Annotated in this window: 30 protein-coding genes; 7 read left to right on the plus strand and 23 right to left on the minus strand. The window is 43.8% G+C overall.

Going from position 1 to position 26633, the window contains the following annotated elements; translation table 11 throughout:
• From flgN to RIB15_RS14650, 7 genes are read right to left on the minus strand one after another with little or no spacing between them, the layout of a single operon-like run.
• On the minus strand, window positions 1-510 hold the full coding sequence (gene flgN / locus RIB15_RS14620) for a flagellar export chaperone FlgN (RefSeq protein ID WP_350202913.1): 510 nt from the start codon (window positions 508-510) through the stop codon (window positions 1-3).
• 24 nt (window positions 511-534) lie between these two features.
• Window positions 535-843 carry a hypothetical protein gene (locus RIB15_RS14625; RefSeq protein WP_350202914.1) on the minus strand — a complete coding sequence of 103 codons (309 nt, stop codon included), beginning with the start codon at window positions 841-843 and terminating at the stop codon, window positions 535-537.
• Window positions 844-864: 21 nt separating this feature from the next.
• Entirely contained in the window at window positions 865-1992 is a 1128-nt protein-coding gene (gene flgI, locus RIB15_RS14630) for a flagellar basal body P-ring protein FlgI (RefSeq protein WP_350202915.1), read from the minus strand.
• A 20-nt stretch (window positions 1993-2012) separates the two neighbouring features.
• Complete coding sequence (locus tag RIB15_RS14635; RefSeq protein ID WP_350202916.1) at window positions 2013-2645, minus strand: flagellar basal body L-ring protein FlgH; 633 nt, start codon at window positions 2643-2645, stop codon at window positions 2013-2015.
• Window positions 2627-3331 carry a flagellar basal body P-ring formation chaperone FlgA gene (flgA, locus tag RIB15_RS14640; RefSeq protein WP_350202917.1) on the minus strand — a complete coding sequence of 235 codons (705 nt, stop codon included), beginning with the start codon at window positions 3329-3331 and terminating at the stop codon, window positions 2627-2629. The genes RIB15_RS14635 and flgA overlap by 19 nt, the downstream gene beginning before the upstream one ends.
• 24 nt (window positions 3332-3355) lie before the next feature.
• Window positions 3356-4147, minus strand: a complete 792-nt coding sequence (flgG, locus tag RIB15_RS14645) for a flagellar basal-body rod protein FlgG (protein WP_350202918.1) — start codon at window positions 4145-4147, stop codon at window positions 3356-3358.
• Window positions 4148-4177: 30 nt separating this feature from the next.
• The gene (locus tag RIB15_RS14650) at window positions 4178-4918 is read right to left on the minus strand and encodes a flagellar hook-basal body protein (protein WP_350202919.1); all 741 of its coding nucleotides are present in this window, start codon (window positions 4916-4918) and stop codon (window positions 4178-4180) included.
• Window positions 4919-5330: 412 nt separating this feature from the next.
• On the opposite strand from RIB15_RS14650, the gene flhB reads away from it, so the two are divergent.
• From flhB to RIB15_RS14685, 7 genes are all read left to right on the plus strand, one after another.
• On the plus strand, window positions 5331-6407 hold the full coding sequence (gene flhB / locus RIB15_RS14655) for a flagellar biosynthesis protein FlhB (protein WP_350202920.1): 1077 nt from the start codon (window positions 5331-5333) through the stop codon (window positions 6405-6407).
• A gap of 5 nt (window positions 6408-6412) precedes the next feature.
• Window positions 6413-8563: a flagellar biosynthesis protein FlhA gene (gene flhA, locus RIB15_RS14660; RefSeq protein ID WP_350202921.1), complete on the plus strand. Its 2151-nt coding sequence runs from the start codon at window positions 6413-6415 to the stop codon at window positions 8561-8563.
• Complete coding sequence (locus RIB15_RS14665) at window positions 8560-10074, plus strand: hypothetical protein (protein ID WP_350202922.1); 1515 nt, start codon at window positions 8560-8562, stop codon at window positions 10072-10074. The genes flhA and RIB15_RS14665 overlap by 4 nt, the downstream gene beginning before the upstream one ends.
• A gap of 4 nt (window positions 10075-10078) precedes the next feature.
• Window positions 10079-10876: a P-loop NTPase gene (locus RIB15_RS14670; protein WP_350202923.1), complete on the plus strand. Its 798-nt coding sequence runs from the start codon at window positions 10079-10081 to the stop codon at window positions 10874-10876.
• A 15-nt stretch (window positions 10877-10891) separates the two neighbouring features.
• On the plus strand, window positions 10892-11122 hold the full coding sequence (locus RIB15_RS14675; protein ID WP_350202924.1) for a hypothetical protein: 231 nt from the start codon (window positions 10892-10894) through the stop codon (window positions 11120-11122).
• A 2-nt stretch (window positions 11123-11124) separates the two neighbouring features.
• Entirely contained in the window at window positions 11125-11895 is a 771-nt protein-coding gene (locus RIB15_RS14680; protein ID WP_350202925.1) for a sigma-70 family RNA polymerase sigma factor, read from the plus strand.
• Between the two features lie 307 nt (window positions 11896-12202).
• A complete protein-coding gene (locus RIB15_RS14685; RefSeq protein WP_350202926.1) occupies window positions 12203-12463 on the plus strand; it encodes a hypothetical protein in 261 nt (86 codons plus the stop codon).
• A gap of 191 nt (window positions 12464-12654) precedes the next feature.
• On the opposite strand, the gene fliR is transcribed toward RIB15_RS14685, so the two are convergent.
• The 16 genes from fliR to RIB15_RS14765 form a co-directional block, all read right to left on the minus strand.
• Window positions 12655-13443 carry a flagellar biosynthetic protein FliR gene (fliR, locus tag RIB15_RS14690; protein WP_350202927.1) on the minus strand — a complete coding sequence of 263 codons (789 nt, stop codon included), beginning with the start codon at window positions 13441-13443 and terminating at the stop codon, window positions 12655-12657.
• Window positions 13444-13488: 45 nt separating this feature from the next.
• The gene (fliQ, locus tag RIB15_RS14695) at window positions 13489-13758 is read right to left on the minus strand and encodes a flagellar biosynthesis protein FliQ (RefSeq protein ID WP_350202928.1); all 270 of its coding nucleotides are present in this window, start codon (window positions 13756-13758) and stop codon (window positions 13489-13491) included.
• Between the two features lie 6 nt (window positions 13759-13764).
• Window positions 13765-14586: a flagellar type III secretion system pore protein FliP gene (gene fliP, locus RIB15_RS14700; RefSeq protein ID WP_502881375.1), complete on the minus strand. Its 822-nt coding sequence runs from the start codon at window positions 14584-14586 to the stop codon at window positions 13765-13767.
• Window positions 14587-14590: 4 nt separating this feature from the next.
• Window positions 14591-15172, minus strand: coding sequence for a flagellar biosynthetic protein FliO (locus tag RIB15_RS14705; protein ID WP_350202929.1), 582 nt, complete (start codon window positions 15170-15172; stop codon window positions 14591-14593).
• Window positions 15172-16113: a flagellar motor switch protein FliN gene (fliN, locus tag RIB15_RS14710; protein ID WP_350202930.1), complete on the minus strand. Its 942-nt coding sequence runs from the start codon at window positions 16111-16113 to the stop codon at window positions 15172-15174. The genes RIB15_RS14705 and fliN overlap by 1 nt, the downstream gene beginning before the upstream one ends.
• Before the next feature lie 2 nt (window positions 16114-16115).
• A complete protein-coding gene (locus RIB15_RS14715; protein ID WP_350202931.1) occupies window positions 16116-17051 on the minus strand; it encodes a flagellar motor switch protein FliM in 936 nt (311 codons plus the stop codon).
• 25 nt (window positions 17052-17076) lie between these two features.
• Window positions 17077-17580 (minus strand): flagellar basal body-associated FliL family protein, encoded by a 504-nt coding sequence (locus tag RIB15_RS14720; RefSeq protein ID WP_350202932.1) that lies wholly within the window; start codon window positions 17578-17580, stop codon window positions 17077-17079.
• Window positions 17581-17591: 11 nt separating this feature from the next.
• Window positions 17592-18347, minus strand: coding sequence for an OmpA/MotB family protein (locus RIB15_RS14725; protein ID WP_350202933.1), 756 nt, complete (start codon window positions 18345-18347; stop codon window positions 17592-17594).
• On the minus strand, window positions 18311-19189 hold the full coding sequence (locus RIB15_RS14730; RefSeq protein ID WP_350202934.1) for a motility protein A: 879 nt from the start codon (window positions 19187-19189) through the stop codon (window positions 18311-18313). The genes RIB15_RS14725 and RIB15_RS14730 overlap by 37 nt, the downstream gene beginning before the upstream one ends.
• A 217-nt stretch (window positions 19190-19406) precedes the next feature.
• Window positions 19407-21029: a flagellar hook protein FlgE gene (locus RIB15_RS14735; protein ID WP_350202935.1), complete on the minus strand. Its 1623-nt coding sequence runs from the start codon at window positions 21027-21029 to the stop codon at window positions 19407-19409.
• A gap of 90 nt (window positions 21030-21119) precedes the next feature.
• Complete coding sequence (locus RIB15_RS14740) at window positions 21120-21800, minus strand: flagellar hook assembly protein FlgD (RefSeq protein WP_350202936.1); 681 nt, start codon at window positions 21798-21800, stop codon at window positions 21120-21122.
• 12 nt (window positions 21801-21812) lie between these two features.
• Window positions 21813-23591: a putative sodium/potassium/calcium exchanger gene (locus RIB15_RS14745; RefSeq protein WP_350202937.1), complete on the minus strand. Its 1779-nt coding sequence runs from the start codon at window positions 23589-23591 to the stop codon at window positions 21813-21815.
• Window positions 23588-24166, minus strand: a complete 579-nt coding sequence (locus RIB15_RS14750) for a hypothetical protein (RefSeq protein ID WP_350202938.1) — start codon at window positions 24164-24166, stop codon at window positions 23588-23590. Before RIB15_RS14750 ends, RIB15_RS14745 begins: the two co-directional genes overlap by 4 nt.
• A gap of 2 nt (window positions 24167-24168) precedes the next feature.
• Window positions 24169-24597, minus strand: coding sequence for a flagellar export protein FliJ (gene fliJ, locus RIB15_RS14755; protein WP_350202939.1), 429 nt, complete (start codon window positions 24595-24597; stop codon window positions 24169-24171).
• Between the two features lie 18 nt (window positions 24598-24615).
• Entirely contained in the window at window positions 24616-25956 is a 1341-nt protein-coding gene (locus RIB15_RS14760; protein WP_350202940.1) for a FliI/YscN family ATPase, read from the minus strand.
• Window positions 25947-26633 carry a FliH/SctL family protein gene (locus tag RIB15_RS14765; protein ID WP_350202941.1) on the minus strand — a complete coding sequence of 229 codons (687 nt, stop codon included), beginning with the start codon at window positions 26631-26633 and terminating at the stop codon, window positions 25947-25949. Before RIB15_RS14765 ends, RIB15_RS14760 begins: the two co-directional genes overlap by 10 nt.

Raw genomic sequence — 26633 nt, forward strand, 5'->3', positions numbered from 1 at the left:
TCAGATCTCCTGGTTGAGTGCTACACCTGTTGTAATTCCCTTTTGTTGCCCCGTAGGTGCATAATGTGTGTTTTTGGAATTATGAGCACTGTACATAGACTGCATCATGCGGGCATTCTGGCTCATCGCAAACTCAAGCAGCTGTAAAATCTGGTTATGCTTACGCTGCAGTTCTTTGGTATCAGCGGTGAGCGTTTTGTGCCAATTTTCTATATCAGTTACAGACTCCGGAAACACCTCTTTAAGGCTCACCAACCGCACCGGTGCTGTACTTCCTGAAGTGGCTAATAGTGTGGATAGTTCACTGATGAATTCCTGCTCGTGAATTTTAAATCGTTTAGACAGATTACCGTGCACCTCGGAAAGTTCTTCAATTCTTACCGGATTTGAAGCGATGACAGCATCAATCTGGTCCTCCATTACCTTTATAATCTGTTTGGAGCAATTATGAAGCAGCTCAACCGATTCTGCTATGTGTTCTAATGAAGTGGTTTCGGATATGTTATACATTGCTTTTTAATCTTTATTTATGAATTACTTTTTGGATGAAGCGGAAGACTGATCCCAGTATCTGGACACCAAATCTGCCATTCCTAATTTTCTTTGAGCCGCGAGTTCACTCGCCAGAGCATCGGTGATAAAGCTTCTGTACATATTGTTCGATTGTCCCATCATGCCGCCGTTATCGGACATCTTAAATGAATCTTTAGTGAGCTCATTCACCAAATGCTTTGCAAAAATCTCTTCGAAATCAGTAGCCGCCTTCTCTTTTTGAAGATCCTGGCTTCTGTTCTTATCAACCTGATTTCGGGCTATGTTTAAAAAAGAGTCGTCTACTTTCATGTTTTTCCTTTTGTCTTTCCTCTACATCACAATGAGTTTGCCACGTAATACACCGGCCCTGTCCAGTGCCTGAAAAATCGAGATGATATCTCTCGGGCTTAGTCCCAGCGCGTTCAGTGAACCGGCCAATTGCTGTACATTCGTCTCCGGTTCCAGCACAATGGTTTGAGCTGCCTGTTCACTAATGCCCGCTTCCGGCACATTCAACACCTGGGTTTCTCCCCCGCTGAATGCCGGTGGTTGACTCACATATGGTGTTACCTGGGTTCGCACCTGAATATTTCCGTGCGAAATCATTACATCGTCAATAACCACTTCACCACCGGCTACGATGGTTCCGGTTCGCTCGTTAATAACTACTTTAGCCGGAGACTGAACCTGAATTTCCTGCTCCAGAATAATGCTGGTAAAAACGTTCATGGTACCACGGTCTCTGAAGGCTTCCGGCCAATTCACTTTCACCAAACCCGGGTGATGCATCGAAGCCAGTTCTTCATCAAATGTCTCGTTGATGATTTCAACCATATTCCGGGCATTGGCATAGTTTGGTTCTCTCAGGACCAACCCCAAAGGTTCTTCCGTACTTAAATTGAATTCCTCGTTTCGCTCTACAGTCCCTCCACTCGGGATGGTTGCCGTCAATGTTTGGTTTTGGCTGAGGCGGGCGCCTGGAATTTCAGCCGTTATTCCCCCTACGATTAGCGGACCCTGAGCTTTGGCAAAAACGGCATCGTTATCCGGATCAAAAAGCGGAGTTTGAAGCAGTACCCCTCCTTGCAAACTACTTGCATCTCCCAAAGAGGAAATGGTGATATCAATTTCACTACCGGGAGCATGGTACGGGGTGATGGTAGCTGTAACCATCACAGCGGCTACATTTCGGGTTCGGAGGCGTTCAGCATCAACGGTAATTCCGAAGTTCTCCAGCATATTCGCAATCGACTGAACGGTAAATACCGATCCCCGGCTGCTGGAAGATCGATCTCCTGTCCTGTCCAGACCAGTCACCAGCCCATATCCAATCAATTCGGTTCTTTCGGCATGTTGAATTTCAACCAGGTCGGCCAATTTAGACTGCGCTTGTACTGAACCTGTAAAGGCTAAAAACGAAAGGGCAACAATAAGTTGAGTGTATAATTTCTTTTTCATTTCGATTCTTTTGATAAACATTATCGTCGTTGGAGTTCTCGGAGTATCATGGCTGCTCCCATTCCGAGGGTTACACCAGTAAACACCACTTTCTTGAGGAATCCACGGTCTTGTTTTTTCTTTTTGATACCACCCATTTTCTGATAACTGATATTGGCATTGGCAATCCGATAGGAAAGAACCTGATTACGGCTGTCTACATCATTTTGCCGAACGGTTCCGGTAATCGACATTTTGTGAACTTCGCCGTTTACTTCCGTCATCCGGTTTCCTTCTACAATCAGGTCTCCTCGCGCAGTCACTTCAACAATCTGCACACTTATATAGCCTTCGAGTAACTGGCGCTGACTCGACAGGTTTTTCTGATCGGAACCGTAGTTCACATTCACGCCGGAACCAAAAGTGGGTTCGAAAGGAAGAAAGTTTCCACTGATAGCACCGTTAGCTGACCCATCAGAACTGGTGGAAAGTTTAGAATCAGAGGTAGAACTGCCAGACGTGCTTTCCTTAAGAATTACCGTGATAATGTCTCCCACTTGATTTGCCTTCACATCTCTATACAGAGAACTCTGGGCATTAGTCACCCCAGATAAAAGGAGCGATAAAAAGAGAATAGCTGGTAACAATCGGGTTGTTAATGTGTTTTTTGCCATAATGCTTCTCCGGGGCCTTTTACTTTGCCCAGGTATTTATTTCGGGTTTCTTTACAGTAAATTTGAATGTCTTCGTTGATGGCTCCGCTTTGTCGAGCCTCACATGTTAGAATAATCTGGATACCAAACTCCGTGAATACCAGATCAACATCTTCACCTGCTTCTACCAAATAGGGTGTGCTAATCTCTGAATGTTGAATGGGTTGTCCAGGATTCAGGGTTCGTCTTAAAGTCTTTCCATTCAGCTCTTCCAATTTGCGAACCGGGTTATCCCTTCCCATTCTTACAGGTACCCATCGCCAGCTTAAATCTTTGGCTTCTATGGTTTCACCGCTGGTCATTCTATGATTGGGTACCGGTAATTTTTGTTCAGTTTCAACTTTTAGCTGGATTTGAACCTGCTCTGGCTTATTTCCTTCAATGTAAAGCACTTCAAAATTCGTGTATTGCTCCACAACTCCACTCAGCCTGACAGACCGTACATTTTCGGGACTGGTTTTTAAAAGACTACCGGGAATCCACCGGGCAGAAAGAGTGAACCGATACTCCTTGGGATCATATTTCTCTTCTATTGATTCCTGTGCCCTCTCAATGATGAATTGCTTGGTTTCATCATTCAAAACGGGGTACGCCGGTTCCGCTACAGAAAAGACACACGAAAGAAATATGAGGAGTATCGGTATCACAATGCTATAGATTGCTTATGGGTCTTATCGTTTGATAGAATTGGTTACCGACATCATGTCTTCAGCGGTTTGAACCATTTTAGAATTGGTTTCATACGCACGCTGTGCTTCAATCAATCGTACCATTTCGGTTACAATGTCTACGTTGGACTGCTCAAGGTATCCCTGGCGGACCACACCAAATCCTTCTGATCCCGGCTCACCGAAAAAGGGCATTCCTGAAGACTCAGTCTCAGCAAATAAGTTATCACCCAGAGCTTCGAGTCCTCCCGCATTAGAGAATTTGGCCAGTTCAATTTGGCCGAGTTCAACCTGGGTGTTATCGCCTGCCATTAGAGCTGTTACCGTTCCGTTTTGAGAAACTTCAATAGCCACAGCATCGGTTGGGATTTCAATTTGGCTGGCCAGTGGCAAACCGGAATTGTTTACAAGCATCCCGGTGGCATCACGACTAAAGTTACCGTCGCGGGTATAGCCAATGTTACCGTCAGGTAGTTCAACCTGAAAGAAGCCAGCTCCGCTGACGGCTAAATCCAGTGCATTTCCCGTTTCAGCTACAGAACCTTGCATAAAGTTTCTGATAGTGGCGACGGCTCGTGAACCATGACCAATCTGTAATGACGGTCCACCTGAATTCTGATTTCCTGAATTACCAAGCTTGGAAGAGGCAATGTTTTCATAGAATAGATCCTGAAAAGCAATGGTGCTTCGCTTGAAACCGGTAGTTCCCACGTTAGCCAGGTTGTTGGCTATGTTATCTACCGATCGCTGTTGAGCACTCATTCCAAGTGCGGCTGTACTTAATGCTCTAAACATAATGCTGTTGTTTATTCTGTTGTTTAATAATTAAAACCTGCCCAGTCGGGTGGTTACCTGAGAAAGCATCTCATCTGTGGTTTTAAGTGCTCGCTGCTGGCTTTCAAAAGCCTGCATGTTTCTCATCATATCCACCATCTCCGTCAGGGGCTGTACATTTCCTTTTTCATAATATCCCTGCATCACCATGCCGGTACCATCTTCAGAAAGCAAGTCTTCATCCATTACGGTGAAGTATGCACTTCCTTTCCGGTTCAGCATGGCTGGGTCTACCACATTCATAATTCGAAGCTTGTCCTGCGCTTTGTTATTTAAGCGAATGGTTCCATCTTTGGATATTTCAAGCATAGTATTACCCCCATTTTCGCCGTTCGACTGCATATATTCTGCAAGCTGAACCGGGCCAGAATCTCCCATTACTTTAGCACCGGAACTGTTCACCAGATATCCATCAGGGTCAAGGTGAAAGCGGCCGTCACGGGTTAAAAACTGTTCTCCGTTATCTTCCACCACAAAAAAACCATTCCCGTTAATGCCCATATCAAACTCATTACCGGTGGGCTCCAAAACGCCTTGCTCCAGATTCACCTGTTGCATGGGTACACTCTTTGAAATATTTTTCCCATTCACATTCTCCTGGAACATGCGGTAGAACACTTTAGTCCCTTTAAAACCCGGCGTGTTTATATTCGAAAGGTTGTCAGCCGTCATTTCCTGAGACCGGGACAAAACCTGCATCGCCTGCATTTGGGTATATAGTCTGTCAATCATTGGTAACTGTTTGTGATCATGATTTAAGCTTTCAAAAAATCTGTCGAGAACTAAGGAGAACATTTCCTTCGATCTTCACGAACTGGATTACAAAATCTGTGCCAGTCGGTTTAATATCGATTTTTAGTTCACCCGAATACCTTTAAAAAATGGCTTTAGGACTATTCTGATACACTTTTAGAGGTCATTAAATATTTCTGAGGCAGCCCCGGCCTTAGTCTTACTACTTTTTCTGCATTACAGAAAGATTTTCCTGCAACGGGAAAAGTTGCACCCTCTCTTTGCTCTCCCCTTTTCTGGAAATGTTTTCCGTTTACTGGACTTTTTGTCCTTTCCCTGCCCCTTCAATCCTGTTAAATCAGCCTAATTATAAAGCTGGCACCCGTGGTACTGTTTTTGATATTAATGGGACATGGCAGATAATAAATCAGATCAGGAAAAAACGGAGGAACCCTCCCAGAAACGCCTCGATGATGCGAGGAAGGAAGGGAATGTAAGTGTCAGCAAGGAGGTGTCCTCCGTTGCACTGATGGTTACGGCTATTATATCGTTTGTATCTATGAGCGGTTTAATCGGAGATCGGCTTACCAAACTGTTTGAATCATTCTTTTCAAATGCAGGTACCGGTTTCGCCGACCAGGAAGAAGCAACCCGTTATCTTCAGGATGCACTTTGGGCAGGCATGGAAATGATCGCGCCGATGATGGTTGCACTTCTTGTTATGGCTGTCTTGGTTAATGTGGTGCAAACCGGCGGGGTCTTTTCCTTTGAAGCCTTGCAATTCAAAGGCAGTAAAATGAATCCGCTCAAAGGACTCAAGAATATTTTTTCCACAAAAGGATTAGTTGAGCTTGTAAAAGGAATGCTAAAGCTGTTCATCATCCTTATCGTGGCTTACTTCACTATGCGAAGCGACGTCAACCACTTTGTTTCATTCATCATCTCCCCTCTTGATTACAGTATGAGTCAGTCCGGTTCATTCATCCTTTTATTTGTAACCAGGATTATGGCGGCCCTGCTTATTCTTTCCATTGCTGATGCAGTTTATCAGCGATTCCAGCATAAAAAAGACCTTCGCATGACCAAGCAGGAAGTAAAAGACGAGTACAAACAGATGGAAGGAGATCCTCACGTGAAAGGTCAGCGTAGAAAATTCGGAATGAAGCTGCGCCAGCAAAAAAGAATGGATCATGCGGTACTTGCTTCCGATGTAGTCGTCACCAACCCAACCCACTATGCGGTAGCCATTAAATACGATCCCGAAAAAAGTAATGCACCCATTGTAATGGTGAAGGGAAAACGACTTCGGGCTTTGAGAATTAAAGAGCTGGCCAAACAGTATGGCATACCAATTGTAGAGAATGTACCTGTAGCCCGTGCTCTTTATGCGACGGCAGAGGAAGACGAGTTCATTCCTGCAGACCTATATCGCGCCGTAGCAGAGATCCTGGCGTATGTTTATAAACTGAAAAACAAACACAAAGTATAATTCATATGGCCTTTGGCGGAATCACAACCGAAAAGTTAAAAGGAACATTTTTCCAGACGGACGTCTTAATTTCCTCCAGTATCATCATGATCCTGTTGATTATGATTATACCGTTCCCCACACAGTTGATGGATTTCTTCCTGGCGTTGAACATCTCCCTTTCCCTCATCGTGATGCTGGTGGCCTTCTATGCTTTGAAGCCTTTACAGTTTGCCGTTTTCCCCGGCATGCTTTTGATCCTCACCCTTTTCCGGCTTTCGCTTAACGTGGGAACCACCCGACTGATTTTAAGTGAGGGATATGCCGGTTCTATTATTGAATCGTTTGGAGGATTTATTGTTCAGGGTAACTTTGTAATCGGGATTATCATTTTTGCAGTTTTGGTGATTATCAACTTTGTGGTAATTACCAAAGGTGCTACCCGTATTGCTGAAGTAGCAGCCCGATTTACCCTCGATGCCATGCCCGGTAAGCAGATGTCGATTGATGCCGACCTCGCCGCCGGATTACTCACAGACGAAGAAGCCAAAAAGAAACGAGAAGAAATTGCCCGTGAGGCTGACTTTTACGGTGCCATGGATGGTGCGAGTAAGTTTGTCCGTGGAGATGTAATTGCCGGTCTCCTCATCACCTTTATAAATATTATAGGCGGTCTTATTATCGGAACCGTTCAGCTTGGGATGCCGATTGGAGCCGCAGCTGCAAAATATACCCTGATGACCATCGGTGACGGTCTGGTTTCTCAGATTCCCGGCCTTTTGATCTCAACGGCCGCAGGTATCATGGTATCTCGTGCTGCTTCAGAAGGAAACCTGGGTAATGAACTTAAATTCCAACTGCTGGGGAACCCTAAAACGGTAATCATAGGTGCCGTTTTTGTCTTTTTCATGGGAATGCTGCCCGGACTGCCGGTTATCCCATTCTGGAGTATAGCTGGTTTCTTCCTGTTTATGGGACTGAAAAACTTCCAGCGGGAAGAAGAAGAGCGAATCGAAGAGGAAGCAGCCGAAACAAAAGCATTATCTGGTAAAGCAGAAGATCCGGTAGAGAATTACTTATTGATGGATACTCTGGAACTGGAAATTGGCTACAGCCTGATTCCAATGGTAGAAGCCAATCAAGGGGGCGATTTACTGGATCGTATGACTTCACTCCGAAAACAGCTTGCTTCAGAATTAGGAATTATTATCCCTTCAATTCGAATCCGGGATAACGTTCAGCTGGATGCCAATCACTATACTATTAAGATGAGAGGCATTATGCAGGGCGATGGTGAACTGCTGCCCGGCTATCACCTCACGTTGCTTCCCGCAGATTTCAAACCGGATATCCAGGGTATTGAGACCAAAGACCCGACCTTTGGGATGGATGCCATTTGGGTGAGTGGAAAGAATAAATCACAGGCGGAAAAATATGGGCTTTCAGTAATTGAATCCGGAGCGGTGATCACCACCCACCTGATGGAAGTGCTGAAGAAAAATGCCCACAAGCTCGTTGACCGCCAGATGGTGAAAAAGCTTATTGATAACATCAAAGAGCAGCACTCTGCCCTGGTTGAGGAGCTCATTCCGGACGGTATGAAAGTTGGTGAGATCCAGAAAGTATTGAAGAGATTACTGCGTGAACGCGTCCCCGTTAAAGATCTCGTTACCATATTGGAAACACTGGCTGATTACTGCCATCAAACCAACAACACCGATGTTCTTACCGAGTATTGCCGGGCGGCTTTGTCTGAAACAATCACCCGTCAGTTTGCAAACGCAGAAAATGAAGTAACAGTAGTAATGATGGATTCAAATCTCGAATCTCATCTCATTTCACAAGCACAACAGGGAACTTTGAATAGCAATACCCTTGGCTTAACCCCAGAAACTGTTGAAAAATTATATAAGAACGCTTCGGCAACTTTTGACAACATGATCCGGCAGGGTTTTGAACCAATTTTACTGACTTCGCCGGTTCTCCGCTTCACCCTTTTCGAATTTTTGGCACCAATTTTGCCAGATATAAATGTGCTGTCGTACAACGACATTAGTCAAGACGTACAGTTTAAAACATTCGGCCGATTGAAGATTGAAGACAACGTAAAAATGAATCAATCAATGGCTAAAACAGAACAACCAGCGCAACAACCTGAAGAACACGTACTGGCATGATATTGAAGAATATTTTTGGGAAAACAATAGAGGCGGCTAAGAAAAGTGCCCAGCAGATGTATGGGGATGATTTCCTGGTTATTGAGTCCTCTGAGGCCGAAGGAGCTGATGGAAAAGCCCGGATCACCATCTTCTCGGATGGAAAAAAAGAGGGCCAAACAAACGGGCATCAGAATAAAAAACCTGCCCAGGCTCAGCCTAAATCCGCTCCTCAAGAAGGCGTAAAATTTGAGCGATCTGATAATGCTCCTGCACCTCAGAACAGCGAAAGTGAAAGCTTTCGCACAAAGAAGGATACATTGGGTTCTCTTCGGAAATTTGCAGAGCAACAAATGGGTGCGGAACTAAACGGACACCAAAATGGAACAACCACTTTAGAGGAACCAAATGATGACGGACCGGAAAAAACTTCCGATATGTTGTACAGCCGTTCCTTCATTCGTCCGGTAAAACCAGCCCGGGAAAAGAAAAAAGAAAATAATTTTAAAAAACCGGATTCAGCGTCGGAAAAACCTGAGACAGAGAAAAAGGAAGCTCCTGCTGAAAAAGGAAAAAGTAATGGCTTTATTACTCACTTCAAGCCATCAAAGCCACAAACTACTGTAGCACCTGAAGTTCAGGAAGTAGTTTCTACACGGCATAATGAACGAGAGATCAAAGCCCTGCACAAACGATTTGATAAGCTGGAGGCACTGCTTGATTCAGCGCTTATTTCAGCGAACCTGGATTATGCTTCCCATCCTGCTTTCCAGCAGTTGGTTCATACCGGAATTAACACCAGTGTAATTGCGGGCTGGTTCAGCGAAATTATTAAAGAAGGAATCGATCCTTATGATCAGGGCGAGCTATTTATGTCGAAGCTGGCGAGAATTATCCGAACGGCTTTGGGAAAACCAGCTGACGAAGAACCACAGAAATTTATGCTGTTTGCAGGGCCATCGGGTGCGGGTAAAACTCAACTGATTATGAAGCTGACTCAGCATCCTGATTTCATGATTGATAAGAAGCTGGCGGTAATTTCTGTCTATCCACAAACTGAACAGGAAGCACCTTATTACACGATCCTGGAGCCGTTCTGTGCGCAGTATGAAATTCCTTACTTCAAAGTTCAAAGCGGACTTGATGTAACGAAACTAGTAGAAGAGCTAACCGAATTTGACCATGTATTTATCGATACGCCGTCTTTAAGTACTGAACAGGATAACTCGTTCCGTGAGTTTTGGAAAATCCGGCAACTGCTTTCACCTTTGGCTCCATTAGAAGTCCATTACGTGGTAAATGCAGCTTTGAGCCGATTTTACTTCCAGAACTCATCAGCTAAACACCACCCACTTCAGCCCGATTATGTGGCAATAACTCATCTTGATGAAATCTCGCAGTGGGGTCCGGTGATTCCATTCCTCCAAAAAATGGGATGCAGCGCCCGGTATATCAGTACCGGCAACAAGTTGAATAACTTGAATGAGTTTAACCCTCAGTGGTTTGCTCAAAAGGTATTACAGGAAAATTAGAACTATGAAACAGTCCATCGAATTAGAACAACCATTTGTATTTACGGTCATTAGCGGAAAAGGCGGCGTTGGAAAAAGTATGACCAGCGTCAATACGGCTACCATGCTGAGCAAACTTGGTTATAAAGTCGCATTGCTGGATGCTGATTTGGGTTTGGCCAATTGTGCAACCCTGCTAAATGAACCCGTTAGCGCCACTGTAAGTACCTGGATAGAAGGTAAGTGTGGAATTGAAGACCTGCTTTATTATACCTCAGGAATCACGCTGGTAACCGGGGCAAATGAACCCGGCGAAAATAAATTTAAACCAGACCTGTTCATGGACGCCCTTGACCAGGTAACTCTTTATTTGAAGCAAGACCATGACTTTGTCATCATTGATACCCCGGCCGGAGCTGGAGAAATGTCGCTTTGGGCACTGGATATTTCACAGGTTGGTATCCTGGTTTTGGTAGATGAACCTACGGCTATTTCCGATGTTTACCGTCTTTGTAAGTATGTATTCAATATAGACCCGGAATACCATTTTGCAAGTATTGTAAACTATGCGGAAAGTGAAGAAACCGCACAGAGTACCTATCAGCGGTTCAACACTATTCTGAACTATTTCCTGAATAAACAGACACAGTATTTCGGATTTATTCCTGCAAGTGATCTGGTAAGGCAATCGGTTCAAAGACAAAAACCCCTGCTGCAAATGGAAGGACCAAACTCCATACTTAAGGAATTTGAGTTTATTGCAGAAAACGTGTTGGCATATGCTAAAAACAGGGAAAAAACACTTTTAAAGACTGTACACTAAAGGAAGGAGAAAACCATGTTAATACGACTTATTACTGTTATATCGCTGATTCTTTTCATGCTTTTGATGATTTCCGGGGTGAACATTGAAGTAGCCCTCTACCGCAGTATGCTGGCTTTTATGATTCTGTTTGCCGTGGTTTATATCTCCATCTTTTTGTTGAATGTGCTTCGGGAAGATCAGGATTCAGATGGTCTATCAATGCCAAACAGCGGAAATACTTCAAAAGCTAACGGAGAAGGCTAATCATGGGAAATAAATCACTACAGGAACTGGTTGAAATATATTGCAAAAATCCTGCAGATGGTCTCAGAAACTGCATTATCAGTAAATCCACGCCGTTAATTCGAAGTATCATCGGAAAGATTAACCGGCCTGATCAGCCTCTCGCCCACCGCGAAGATCTGGAAAGTGCGGGTATTATAGGGCTGCTACAGGCTTTAGATTCTTACGATTGTGAACGCAATATTCAGTTCAATACTTTTGCTTATTACCGCATTCGCGGAAGCATCGTTGATTACCTGAGAAGCATTGACCAACTTCCCCGCAAACAACGCAAAAACTATGGACAGGTTCAGGAAGTTACTCAACGCCTCAGCCAAGTTTTAGGACGACAGCCCTCCGATGAAGAAATTGCCAATGAGCTGGAAATGCCTATGGATGACTATTATAAGTTACTTTCCAATGTGCAGCAGCGAAATGTACTTTCCCTGGACACCCCGGCTTATGATGAGGACTCCGGATCTTTCTACGACTTTCATGAAGACCCAAACTCGGAAACACCGGATACTAATTTAGAGAAGAAAGAACGTACGGAAGCCCTGCAAAAGAAAATCGGTCAGCTAAAAGAAAGAGACCGTCTCATCCTGATGCTGTACTATTACGAAGATATGACGATGAGTGAAATTGCCCTGCTTCTGGAGCTTACCGAAGCCCGGATTTCACAGATTGTAGGTAAACTGTTGATCCAGCTCAAACATGATCTTGGAAAAGGGCAGGTAGTTTATGCGGATGGTTAGTTAAGCAAAAACTCACCAAGCCCCCCGAACATTATAAAATAGAACGCAGATGACAGGGATGAGGTGAATTAGCGCGGAATTTTTTATGATTTGCAGATAATTATTGATCCGTGATTATCCACAAGATCGGTGTTATCCGCGTTCCAATTCGATGTCAGCCAAGAATCTATCTATGCCACTAATTGCTTACTAAACCTATACCATACCTTAGGTGCTCTTTTCCTGACGTCGACTTGCAATTCTAATTTAATTTCTCCTCTTTTTGATCCGATAAAGAAATAACGAATAAACTTTTCGGTATTTCAAAATGTCACTTGTACCAAAAATAACGCGCTTTACTAAACTTCCGGAGCTCCTGAAGCACAAACAGGAAGCGGAAGAGAAGCAAAAAAAAGGCCGGCAAGACCGACAGGATGAAAAAGACCGCCCTCCTTTCGTAATCGAAGATGAAGTAGCATTGAGTCGCGAATCCCTATCCGAATTTAAAGTAAAAGCTCAATCAAGGGAACCCCAGAAGCCTAAGTCTAAAGACGAAAACATCGGCGGACATATTGACCTGCAGGTTTGATGCTTTTTGCTCAAAGCTGAATCCCTTCCCTTCCTTATCACCCCATAACAGATTATAGCAGTTTCTCTGGCTTCTCTCCAAAGTCATTCTGAGCAGAGCGAAGAACCTGAGTCATAAGTTGCCTGCCAAATGTTTCTGGAAAGAACTTTCGGAATATCCCCAGGATGATTCTAAAGAAACGTTTGTGCTGCCTAAAACGGCTGTGGTGAGATCACACCCATTACTTCTACCAGGAAGTCATAGAGATGCTGAAACATCATATCAAAGGCAGTGGGAAGATATGGAATAGCCAACATCAGCAGCGCAATACCGACCCCAAATTTTATAGGAAGGGCGATAAACATCATATTGGCCTGCGGCATAATCCGGGCAAAGATAGCCAGAGACACGTCGAGCAAAAACAGCACAATGATAAATGGGGAAGCAATTTGCACACCAATGGTGAAAAGATAGGTTGCTATTTCAAGCATATAGGGTCCGGCCAGATGGATCTGGGCTTCATTAACCGGAATGACTTCGAAGCTTCTTGCCAACGCACTGATATAGATTTTATCTCCATCAATCGACAGAAAGACCAACACGGCAATCATACTGAAAAGATTACTCAGCACAGCACTTTGCTGTTGAGTTGAACTGTCAATCATATTGGCAAAGCTGAGTCCGGTATTTAAACTGATGAGCATGCCTGCCATTTCCAGGCCTGCAAAAACCAGCTGCCCCACCAGTCCCAATGCCATGCCTACCAGAACTTCGAGTATTATGGCCTGGAAAATAAATAACGTACCGTCACTGGCAGATACAAAAGCACCCTCAGCAGGTATAGCGAAAAAAAGCAAAATCGTGGTAGCCATAGCGAAGTAAAGCTTGATTTGCTTTGGAAAAGCTGCCGAACTGAAAAAAGGTCCGGTCATAATAAGCGCTGCTACTCTGGTAAAAACAAGGAAGACCGATAAAATCATATCTATCGTCAGTGATTCCATACCCTATCCCTGTTTTTTGATGAGTGTTAGCTTCATCAGATATGATTATTGCGTAATCTGTGGAATGAAATCGAAGATGCGGTGCATAAAATCGACCGCAAACTGCAACATAAAACCAAAGGAAAAGAACAGTACAACTACAACTACAACCATCTTTGGAATGTAACTCAATGTCATTTCCTGGATCGAAGTCGCTGCCTGAAAAATAGCAACGGCCAAACCTACGGCTAGTGCCCCCACCATAGCCGGAGAACATAATACAACAACGGCTGTGAGCATTTCCTGTAACCAATAAAGTGCGGTATCTATATTCATTTTTCCCTAATTAAAACTTTGAACCAGCGATTGTACCAGCAGATACCATCCATCCGTAAGTACAAAAACAAGGATTTTGAAAGGCAACGAAACCATTACCGGAGGCAGGAACATAATACCCATAGCCAACAGAATGGAAGCTACCACCAGATCAATCACCATAAAAGGCAGGTAAATCATAAAACCGATCTGGAATGCAATACGAAGCTCACTTAACACGTAGGCAGGCACAGCTACATAAAGTGGAAGCGTCTCCACATTATCTACGCTTTGGATCTCAGCCATATCCATAAAGTACAGCAGATCCTGATCGGAGGTCTGTCGAATCATAAATTCTTTTAAAGGTACAGAAGCCGCACTCAACGCCTCCATCTGTGTCATTTCTTCGTTGATATACGGTTGAATGGCCTGCTCATTCATTTTATCGAAAGTCGGCTTCATGATGAAAATGGTAAGAAATAAAGCCAAGCCAACCAGCACCTGATTTGGTGGAGATTGCTGGGTACCCAAACCCATTCGCAGAAAGAAAAACACCACGATGATGCGTGTAAAACTGGTCATCATAGTGATGAATGCCGATCCAAATGAAAGCACCGTAATCAGTATCAGAGCTTGAATAGGCAGTGTAAAATCTTCATCCTGAGCTGTTGCCCCATTACTGCCTATCGACAAATCAATTTGTGGGAGAGCCTGAATGAACATCGGGCTGGTCACAGAAGCAACATTGATTGGCGTTGCCTCAGAATCAGCTGGTGTTAAGACAAACAAACCAGCCAGCACCAGGAAAATCCTGATAAGAATTCTACTCTTGAGTTTAAACTTAGACATCATCCTAATTTCTGAACATTTTATAAAGTGATTTAAAATCAGCGGAACCGTTTTTGACCTCAGCTATTTCTTCCAGTCCTTCGTTTTCATTCCATTCCGATTTAGGGATACGGTGTAATAGATTCAGCGAACCTGCGGTCATTCCCATAACCCAAACCTCATTGTTTATTTCTACAAATTTGAGCTGAACACCCTGCCCCAAAATATGCTCGCCTAGATCTCGGCCATCTTTTTTTGTTTGGGGGGAACCGGATTTCTTTCTGGACCAAAACCACACCAGGCCAAGCATTCCCATCATTACCAGGAAAGTAGTGAAGGCATTTTGGAAAGCGTCGTCCGTTTCGGCTTCTGCCTTTTCCGGTGAAACCTCCTGAACCTCAGTTTTTTCCTTATTAAGGCTCGATTTTAACCCCTCGGTACGTTCAATAACTTCCGGGTTTGAAGTAGCTCTTTCCGTTGCTGAGAACTCCATTCGGGAAACCAGGAACATCCAGATGACCAATAAAGCCGCCGCAAAAGCCAATACTATTTTAAGTACGTTCTGCGGCTTTTTCTCAGACTGCGAAAGGATTTTGGTAAAGTCCATTACGAGAGCTTGGCTAAACGTTGACGGGTGGTAATCAGGTTGGAAATACGAACACCAAAATGCTCGTCAATAACCACCACTTCCCCATGAGCAATACGTTGTCCGTTTACCAGAATATCAACCGGTTCACCGGCCAGTTTCTCCAGTTCAATTACAGACCCTTTTGCTAGCTGAAGTACTTTACCAAGCGGTAACTCAATACGTCCCAACTCAACGGAAACATCCATTTCTACGTCTTTGAGCAGATCCATGCTGTTTCCATCTCCGTTCTTGATAGCGGGCGTAGTTTCCTCAAAATCTTCAAATTCTATGTAACGGCCGGAAATCACTTCTTCGGGAGCCCTCATTTTTTCGAGGTCTTCAGAATGTGATGGGTTGAAGTCGTCGTCTTTAGCTTCCACTTCTTCCTGAACTTCCTTTTCCGGCTCCTCTTCCACGATTTGAGCTTCCGGATTTCCGAATAAAGCCGCAGCTTTGATCTTATCATCCGCCAATCCCTCTACTTCCATGCTTCCATAGAAATACTCTGTGTGGCCCAGTTTGTCTTCCAATTGCTTAAGAGTAAGTACTTCTAATTCCTGAAGATCAAACTCCAGACCATCTTCTTTTAGTTTTTTGGAAAGAGTAACAGACAGCTCAGAAGAAAATTTCTTCAGCAGGTCTTTGGTGACCTCATTGAATGAGCTCTCATCCACACCCAGCATAATGCTTGATAGGATAGCAAACCAGGCTTTATCCAAAATACAGATCAGATCCATCTGCGTATTTTCATCCCGCGTATGGATGAAGATGTCTTCCTTGACCATTTTTTCCAGGAAGGCTTCGGATGACACAGCTTCAAAAGAAGTGATCTCAATGTTTGTTTCTTCAAGCAGAACAGAGGTTAAATATTTCTCTATTTCCGGAAGGTAGTTTTGCAGTTGTTCTTGATAGTAATTCATAGTTATACCAGTTCCTGTTCGTTAATTTCTTCGAGGAGTTCAAAAATTTTGACGGCTCTATGCCCCTGAATAACACCGGGATATGCTGTCATTTTCTTAACACCATTTACCCGTACTTCCAGCGGCTTATCAGACTTTTGCCTCAGCGGGATGGTGTCGCCTTCTTTAAGGTTCATGATTTCATCTAGTGTGAGGCGGGTTGTTCCCAGCAATGACTGGATACGTATGTTAGCTTTTTTGAGTGTTCGCTTATACGATTCCATTTCTTCATCGGAAAGTCGTTCTTTGCGGGAATTCATCCCTTTTTTCATGATGGTATCATTCATTGCCTTTTTGAGCAGGCTGTAGGAGTAAGAGATACCGATCTCAATTTTTTGACCACCAAGATCAACCTCAAACTTCACTACAATGTTGGGGTCAACAGTAGCAAGGTGAAGGTTTTCTGGCTTGCTTTCATACTTTACGCGGTCAACTTTGAAGTCCATGTACGGCTCCCAGGCCAATACAATTTCATTACTGATGCTTCCCATTACCCGCGACATGATTTTCTCTTCAATAACGGTGAGAATTCGCCGTTCACTCAACTGTTTTTCAGCCCCCCCACTCTGTCTTTCAATAAGATGAATACAGAACTCAGGTGGGAGTACGACAATTACTTCACCGCCCAGCTCATCTACCGAAAGCAAGTATATTGTACTCGGGCTTTTTATTTCCCGGGCAAACTCCGTTGAGGAAAGCTGATCTACCTTTTGCAGATACGCATCTACTTTATAGCGAAGTGAAGAGCTGAATATGCGGCTAAGATTTCGGGAAAAAACTTCATGAATAGCCTGCAGCGTCCTCATGATTTCCTTACTAAATAGCTTAGGATGTTTGAAATCGTAGGATTCTACATATTTAACATTTCCCAATGTACGCCTGGGCAGCTTCGATTCCATAAGAGTTTCCGTTCTTGGTTTACGATCATTGCATTACATATTTAGTGAAATACAAATTGCGTACCGAACGGACCCCAATGGATGAATTAATTAGTCCGGAAAGTTCTCTCCGTAATTCTTCCCGCCCCGACACCTTGGTAAGCTGGTCTACAGATCGTGAAGAAAGGGCATCAATAATCTCTTGTTTTAGCTTCATCATGTTTTCGTCAAGAAGTGAAACATGGTCTTTATCGTCTAATTCGAGGCTTATTTCCACCATCAGGTATCTTTTTCCATAGGTATTGGCAGGATTCACTACCATCTCTTCCATCTGATACGTACCATAATCAGCCGGACTTTTCTCGTTTATTTTTGCAAAAACGGTAGGATAATATTTATCCACAATGGTATAAGCGAGGAATCCCTGCCCAACCAATATGAGTAAAAGCAGGAAATATTTTCCGAGCTTAAGAAATTTTGGCCCGCCTTTGCGCTTCTTGGCTTTTACTTCCTTCTTATCTTTTTGGTCGTTTTTATTCTCTGTGGCCATAATGGTTAATGTTAAATTGTTGCTGGATTATTGACCGGAATGGGCTCATCGAATGGCAGAACAGCTTCAAGAGCTCCCCTGGCTACCAAATCTCTCAGATATATCTCCACACGCCTGTTCTTGCGTCTTCCATCTATGGTTTCATTTTCGGATACAGGGCGATATTCCCCAAAACTACTTGCCTTAAAATGAGAAGGGTCCATATCTGCCTGACTTTGTAAATACTGAACCACTGATACTGAGCGTGCAGCTCCGAGATGCCAGTTTGATTGATATATCATATTACTTATAGGGACATTATCGGTATGGCCCTGAACCTCAATATCTAACACCCGGTCGCCCAAAACTTCTGCTACCTGCTCTAGAACAACTTTAGCAACCGGTAACAATTCAGAAGAACCACTTTCAAAAGTCAGAGAATCACTAAGGGTAATTTTCACCCCATCCTGAAGCAGCTGAATATCCACCTCTGAGGATAAATCCTGCTTGTGAAGGAAATCAGCAAAGGCTTCCCAGCGCTCCATTTGCTCTTCCATCATTTGTTCAAGCTGCTCGGGTTCTATTTTGTTTTCTATACTCTCTACGGCTGCCTGAGATTCCGGCAGAAATCCCGCATTCTTCTGGAAGTATTGTATAAAACTGTTAAACGATGTTTTCTCAACGCCGGAAGTCATGGTATATAGCAACACAAAGAACGTGAGAATCAACGTCACAAGGTCACTATAGGTCACTAACCAGCCTTGAGAATCTCCTTTAGATTTTCCCATTCTTTATCCTGTTGTTCGATCCAAAGTTTGTAAAACTTCTCGTCTCGTTGTTTGATAATCTTTAGTTCTTCATGGTGTTTGACATACTCGGCCCGGCTGTGCGGATCTATATGAATCAGCATTTTCTTTTCCATGATGCGTGGATTTTCACCGGCTACAATGGACAAAATACCCACCCGGAACATCCGTTTTCGGTTCAAATCAATTTCACTCAAATACTCTAATTTAGCTGCCAACGGACCTACGATCATATTGGCGAACATACTTCCATATAGTGTTGTCAAAAGAGCTACCGCCATACCGGCCCCAAGCGCTTCCGGATCCGAAATATTCTGAAGCATCAACACCAAACCTACAATGGTTCCTATCATTCCGAAGGCAGGTCCATAGGTAGCCAGTGAATTCATAACACCGGCAGCAAGTTCTAAATCCCGCTCTGCTCCTTTAATTTCATCTGCCAGAATGCTATCCAGACTTTCTTCTTTGAAACCGTCAACCGCCAGCTGAAGACCGTTCTTCAGATAGTCATCTTTTAAATGTTTGATATCATTATCCAGAATCAACAATCCCCCGGTTCTAACACGCCGGGCAAACATACTGAGCAGCTCCATATCTGTTCGGAGGTCGATGGAGGTTACTTTCATTAATCCCATAAAGGTCTTAAAACTCGTTTTGATGTCATCGACGCTGAAGCTGATCATGGTTGATGCCATCGCCCCACCAACCACAATAAAAAGAGAAGACAAACTCAGGAATATGAGAATACTTCCTTCCATCATGATGGAACCGATGATCAGGGTGAACCCAATAACTAATCCTATGATTGTTGAACGATCTAACATATTTCCTTTATCGGTGTATGGATAAAAATCTTAAGAGGATATCCCCTGTTTTTCTAAAACCGTACAGAGAAACTTTCTGCAGGTACATTGGATGGGTATCGGCATTTTTTAAAAGTTCATAAGCATAAAAAAGCTCCACCCCTTGAATTAATCCAAAGACCAATTCCAGAGAGCAGAGCTCAACCTTAACTATAAAAAATTAGCTACGTTAGGCTAATTATCTTTTCAGATTTACCGCTTCTGTCAACATTTCGTCAGAGGTTGTAATCACACGAGCGTTTGACTGATAGGCTCGCTGTGATGTAATCATATTTGTGAATTCTTTGGCCAGGTCAACATTTGATCCTTCCAGAGAACCGGAGTTAATAGCTGTTCCCGCAAAGCTATCAGCAGTATTTACGAACATTTCACCAGCTGCTGAAGTAGCTCTGAACAAGCCGCTTCCAACCATTTCAAGTCCATTTTGGTTTTGAACCTGCGCTAGAGCGAGCTGAGCCAAAACCGTGCTGTTTCCGTTGTCATAGATTCCCTGAACCTGTCCGGCACCGTCGATGGCAACATCAATGAGCTGTCCCTGAGTATAGCCGTCCTGGCTTATCACTTTAGCGGAGTTTGATCCTGCATATTGGGTGAATCGGGTTCCCGTTTGTGAATCACCGAGGTTTACAGCAAAACTTGAAGTGCTTGCTCCACGTCCAGGCTCAAATGTCATATTCAGCATGTCGCCTGAAGAAAGCTGACCGAGCTCATCAAAACTCACAGTTCCGGTAGCGCCGCTGGTAATGGTTTCGCCATCAAGGAAACGGGCGTCGTATTGCCATTCGTTGGTTCCAACCTGGGTAAATTCAAGCATTAGTGAGTGCGCCTGACCAAGGTCATCATACACTGTGGTACTCATCGTCTGGGTGTTGGTTTGGCCTTCCTGAATAGTTTGTAAGCCCGGGAAGTTGATATCACCAGCGCCGGTTACCGATACGTTAGAAATATCGAGAGCACTGTCCCCCATGGTGGCAGAACGCAGGTTCAGCATGCCATCGATCAGTGTTAGCTGACCCTCAGTATTTGTTAAACCGGTATTGAAGCTATCCATCATATCGCCAATAGTATCTCCTGCAGCGTATGTATGAGAGATCGTAGTTGCAGTTCCATCATTTAATGTGACATCAAATGAGATTACGTCGCCAGCACTGAGATCAGTCAGGGTTTGGCTTAAATCATTAATTGGAGTTGTTGCTGTTGCATTGTCTCCAGCTGAAGTAGTGAAACCACTTTGTGCCTGAAGTACTTTACTTATACTGGTTCCTGCATTCAGGTTACCCGCCAGTGTTACGTTGTCTGTTTTCTTTGGAGGCAATACGTTTTCAAAGTCGATGCGAACATCTTCAGCTGCGCCACCACCAAGAATATTTCCGGCACTGTCAGCGATGTATCCCTGAACCGAACGGCCAGCCTGATCAACCAGCATTCCATCTTTATTAAATACAAAGTTACCGGCACGGGTCATCAGGTTTTCGCCACCATCAGAAACCATAAAGAATCCTTCTCCTTCAATAGCTAAATCGGTGGATCGGCCTGTGCTTTGCATCGCACCCTGGCTAAAATCACGACTGATGGAAGATACACGCACTCCCAAGCCTACCTGGTTACTAAGCTGTGGTGAAGAATCTCCACCTCCGCCGGCACGGCCCAAACGCTCACTCATCATCTCAGCAAAAGTAACTGATGATGATTTGTAGCCCGCCGTTTCTACGTTTGCAATGTTATTACCTATAACATCCATTTTGGTTTGAAATGCTCTCAAACCACTAACACCTGAATTTAAAGATTTGACTAATGACATAAGTTATCTCCTGTCTTTTGAAATTGCAGCCTTTAATACTGCCGGGCGATGCTACTCAATGCCCCTTTTGTTTTTTTGATTAATTACTTTTTAAAAAATTCCTGTACCTACTTCTTCTACATCACCAATAGGTATTTCTACATCATTCACCGAGAGGAATACCCCTTCCGATGTATAACGTACTCTGTCGGCTATACCCTCAATAAAGACCAGCGAACCCACCGGATTATCTCCGTTTGCAGCCTTCACTTCGATAGTATATTCTCCTTCTCCCATGCGATCGCCGGCGTTATTCAGGCCATCCCATGTCCAGTCATGATCTCCTGTTGACAATCCGTTCATCATTTCCCGGCGAATTTCTGATCCACTCGCATCACGGATGATAATCTCAACCGAGTCGGCTGAGTTATTCAATTCAAATTGAATGTCAGTATTACCTTCAGCACCAAGATGAACCTGATTGCTAAGCGCTTTCACTTGTTTTCCGGTCAATGAAGCAGCCATCGAGTTTGTAAGACTTGCACTCATCATATCCTGACTGCTTTGCAATGTCTTCAGGCCATTATTGACGCTGATCAATTGTTCAACCGAGTTAAACTGAGCAAGCTGCGAGGCAAATTCAGCACCATCCATCGGGTTGATGGGATCCTGGTTTCGCATCTGTGCTACCAGCAAGTGCAAAAATTCCTGTTGCCCCAGCTGACTTTTCTTAGTCTGACCTTGTTGAGCAAAAGCTCCTGAAGCTTGTGAAGTGATACTATTTACATCCATAATTCGGTTCCTTTAAGCCGTCCATTCCATTTGGTTGTAGCCAAACCGTCGGACGGATTGTTGTAAGTTTTTATCTGTACTGGTTGATGAGGTCTGTTCTGCTCCTGCACCATTACTTCGCATTGATGATGAGTTCTTTGATGATGAAGAGTTGCCAAAAAAGTTCGGCATTTCCTGCCCCTGTTCACCGCCATCAAACTGAAGGTTTACATCCAGTTGACATTCCTGCTCCAGGTGCTGTTTAATTTCCTGTTCGTACTGTTGCATCAAGCGACTTAGTTCCACACTTGTGGTGGCCAGCTTGACCTGCAGCACGCCATCTACCTGTCGGGTAGAAAGCTGAATACTGTTTCCATCCTCCAGTTCAAAACTGTGCTTTTGCCAGGTTTCAGGAGTTGCCTTCCCGGCCGATATGGTCTTCTGAACAGCCTGAGTCAATGATGGCATGACGGTTCGCCGGATCAACATATTTGAAACCGGTATTTCACCCAGTCTTGCAAACATTGAACTTGAAACATCCTTCTTTTCAGTAACCTCCAGCGACTCTTTCAAATGTTCCTTCAGCATCAACTCCTGCTCAGTAGTCATCGTTGTAACAGAGTTTGTATTTGCTTGATTTTGAAGGAGCTGAACCGGAGCCTCAAACTGAGATAAGAATGAAACAGCAGCTTTAGAATCTCTGCTTTGTGTTATAATTTCTAACCGTTCTGAGTTCAATTCGTGTCTTCCTGAGAAGGAGTAATTCTCCCGGTATCTCTTTTCACGTACTTCCTCTATTTTTTGGCTTTGAATACCCTGAGTTACTTCCGGAGCACCTGCAGCCGTTTTTTCTGTAGCCATCCGAACTGCATGCTCAGTAGTTACTTTTTCAGGTTCAGCTTCAGACTCTGCATCCTTTGCTTCCATATTTTCCGCAACCTGTTTTGATTGCGTTGCTTGCTGAGATACATGATCAACAACTTTCTGTGATACTTTTGTGGAAATACTGCTATTACCATCAGCATTCACAGAAGATGCTGTTCCATCACCGCCAGAAGACCTGCTTCCGATTTCTGCTTCGTTATCATGAAGCAAAGTTTTTTCTTCTGATTTTAGACTTTCTGGTTCAACAGAAACTCCCTTTTTAGTGCTCTCAGCATCTGATTTAACAGTCTCTGAGCTTTCTTCCATAAAGGGGCCAATCTTGGTTGTATTGGTATCATCGGAGTCTGCCTCATAGGATATTTTCTGTTCTGTTGATTCCGCCACCTCTCCTTCTTGATCTATAGCCTGTGCAGTACCGCCGACCTCTTTTTCGGTATTTGTTACTTTCGATGTTTTTGTTGCTTCCTGAACGTTGGAATCTGCCTGGTCTGCTATTTGCCTGCCTTTTAGCGCCACTTCTCCGTTTGTCTCATTTGCTTCTTCATTAACATCTGCAGACTCTGAGTCACCCTGAGTCAACCCTTCAGCCTCTGTTTTCTTCTGTTCCTGGATTGCAGCCTGTACTACTTTTTCGGCACCGGTTATTACCTGCTCACTTTTTTCAGTTTTGGCCTTCTCCGTATCGAGAGAAGCTGTTTTGCTTACAGAATGCTCTTCACATGTCGCTGTTTCATCGGTCTGCTTACTCTCTTCCTTCGCTGTATTTTGAGATTCTTCCTGTTGTCCAAAACCCTGTACGGTTTTCAGGATTGAACTGAATAACCCCTGGGTTCCACTCCCAGCCGTATCATTTGCAGATTTTGTGACGTTGGTAGCCAATCCGGCTTCTTTATTATTGCCGGCCGATGATAATAACTGCTTTATCATAGCATAATCTCCGTCATAAGTTTAGCGGCTTTATCTGAATTCAGGGAGCGTAAAATCTTTTCCCGTTGAATGGTCCCTCCTCCGTTATACAAGCGCACCAGCTGTTCGTTGGTCATTCTTTCCAGGATTGGAGCAAGATCATCTTCTTCAAGGTTCAGCAAGCTTTTAACACGTTGTGCAAACTCTTCTTTACTTAGTTCCTGAATATTTTCATTGGTAATCTCTTTCGGTTGGTTAGCTTTCAAAAGCTTTATTTCAGCTACTAATGAGTCAACTACTTTTGTGAGGTGGGTATTTTCATCCAGTGCAAGTTTCAGCTCATCGGTAACCAGAGTATCCACTGCTACAGAATCCATAACCTGCGCTGTATCAGACAGGATAGCAATTACCGAATCTTCCTGAGCAGGCAGGCCCAGTGCTTCAAATTCAGCATCCAGTTTTTCTTCCTGCGCCTGCACCAATTCCTGATAGTCCTCTTTATTGATATAGGGATACAGGAAATACATGGCGACAATCATCACCAGCAGAGGTACAGTAATTAAACCTGCAATTTTAATTATTACTGATTTATTCATGATTAACGGCTAAATGATTGAGTTGCAATTTCATCCATAAATTTTTGTTCGTCTTTTGCCATTTGTTCTGAAAAAAGACTTTGTTCAAATTCCCTCACCTTCTCAAGGATGTGAAGGTTCTTATGAGCAGCGGCTAACTTTTCCCGTTCTTTGGTAACCCGAACTTCAGCCTGATCCAACTCCCGGCTCAGCTTATCCATTTTTTGATGTACCTGTTGAAGATGGGCAGACCGTCTTCTGATCATATGGATATTCTCAACAGTGTTGTCTTCTGAGTGCTCCAGAAATGTTTTCAATTTCCCTTGTACATCATCACGCACCTCACTTATTTTCTGCTTTTTGGAAACCTGCTCCGCCAGCTTTTGCTTTTGAAGCTTTTCCTGGTGTTTGCGAACTTTAAGAACCGGTGCAAGAGAGAATTTGAATTTCATAAATGCTGCTCGTGATTTTTATTCAAGAATTTTCTTTAGCGTTTCCCAGAGATCATCACTGAAATCTGTTTCGTTTAAATCCTGTATCAAAAATGATTCCAAACCCGGATGTTTTTTTATCGATTCATCAATTTTTGGGTTTGAGCCTTTTACATAGGCTCCAATATTTATGAGATCCTCTGCCTCCCGGTAAGTCGCCAGAAGCTCCCTTGCTTTCATCGCAATTTGTCGTTGTTCAGGTGTTACAATCTTGGTCATAACCCGCGAAATACTTTCGAGGATATCAATGGCCGGATAATGATTTTTATGCGCCAAACGTCGGGAAAGCACGATATGGCCATCTAAAATGGACCGTACTGCATCGGCTATGGGTTCATTCATATCGTCATTATCAACCAATACGGTGTACAATCCGGTGATGCTTCCTTTGTGTGTTTTACCCGGTCTTTCCAGCAATTTTGGAAGGATCGTAAACACACTTGGAGTGTATCCTTTGGTTGTTGGCGGCTCACCTGAAGCGAGACCAATTTCTCTTTGGGCCATGGCAACCCGGGTCACAGAATCCATCATCAAGAGGACATTTTTTCCTTGGTCGCGGAAATATTCTGCAATCGCTGTTGCTGTAAATGCTCCTTTTACCCGACTCATGGCCGCGCTATCTGATGTTGCAGCTACTACAACCGAGCGGGAAAGTCCTTCTTCACCCAGCGTGTCATGAATAAATTCCTGCACTTCCCGGCCACGCTCACCAATCAGGGCAATTACATTGATATCTGCCGAAGAATGCTTAGCAATCATTCCCATTAAAACGGATTTACCCACACCCGAACCAGCAAAAAGTCCGATTCGCTGTCCGGTTCCGACTGTATTCAATGCATCGAGTGCCCGGATTCCGGTAAACATAATATCATCGATAGGAGCACGATCGAGCGGTGCCGGCGGGTCGTTGTGCACCGGCATCTGTCCTGATACACGAATCTGTCCTTTACCATCAATAGGCTCGGCATTGGTATCCACCACCCGACCTAACAGCTCAAAACCAACTGGCACGTTCAGCGATTGCCCCATGCTTTCAACTTTACAGCCAGCTTTCATTCCAACTACCCGATCGTAAGGCATCAAGAGTGTTTTTCCTTCTTTCAAACCAACCACTTCAGCTGGCACTATCGTGTCCATGACGGTATGAATACCATACACTTCTCCAACAGAGGCTTCCAGTCCGGTACATTCTATAATAGTTCCGATAATGGAAGAAACTTTTCCATAGCGCTTAACCTGATTTAGCTCTCCGCTGATTTTAACACGAATGGCATTGAAGTGCTTTTGCAATGATGTTGATGACTTTTCGGCTACTTCCATGATGGCAGCATTAATGTCTTTTTAAACTCTTGCAGCATTTCCCTGAAATTGTGTACTACCGTTTCTTCATTTGTTTCAAGCTTGAACTCGCCGGGATTACATTCTTCTGAAGTCTGGATATTCAATACCATACTTTTTGAAAAGTCATCTTTCAGCGACTTAGTAAATTCCAGATCTTCTTCTGCAACCCAGAGAATTGGTTTGGATTGCTCATTTACTTTCTGAAGCAACGGGGTCAATTTTTCTTCTATGGATTCTCTGATAGCCGGATTTTCCACCGGTATTCCAAGAATAGACTCACTGATCTCAAATACCATATCCAACAGACCTGGCTCCAGCATTTCCTGTCGGGCTTTCCATTCTTCGTGAGCCTTATCAAGTGCCTGTCGGATGACGGCTAGCTTCTGATCTATTTCGGACCGGGCGGTATTTAAGCCTTCAGTTTGGCCTGCATTAAATCCTTGAGTGTAAGCTTCAGCGCGAACCTGTTCCAGCTTTCTTTTCCATCTGGCATCTCTTTCATCAAGTAACTGATTAATATCTGTCGATTCTTCGGTGTATTCATCTTCTTCGTTTTTAACCTCACTTTCATTAAAAATCATCTGGTAATTCAGGCGTTTGCTACCTTCATTAAACCAGCTTATTTGATTCTTTTGTAAGACTTTCTGATTTCTCAT

Source organism: Gracilimonas sp. (genome assembly GCF_040218225.1).
GTDB lineage: Bacteria > Bacteroidota > Rhodothermia > Balneolales > Balneolaceae > Gracilimonas.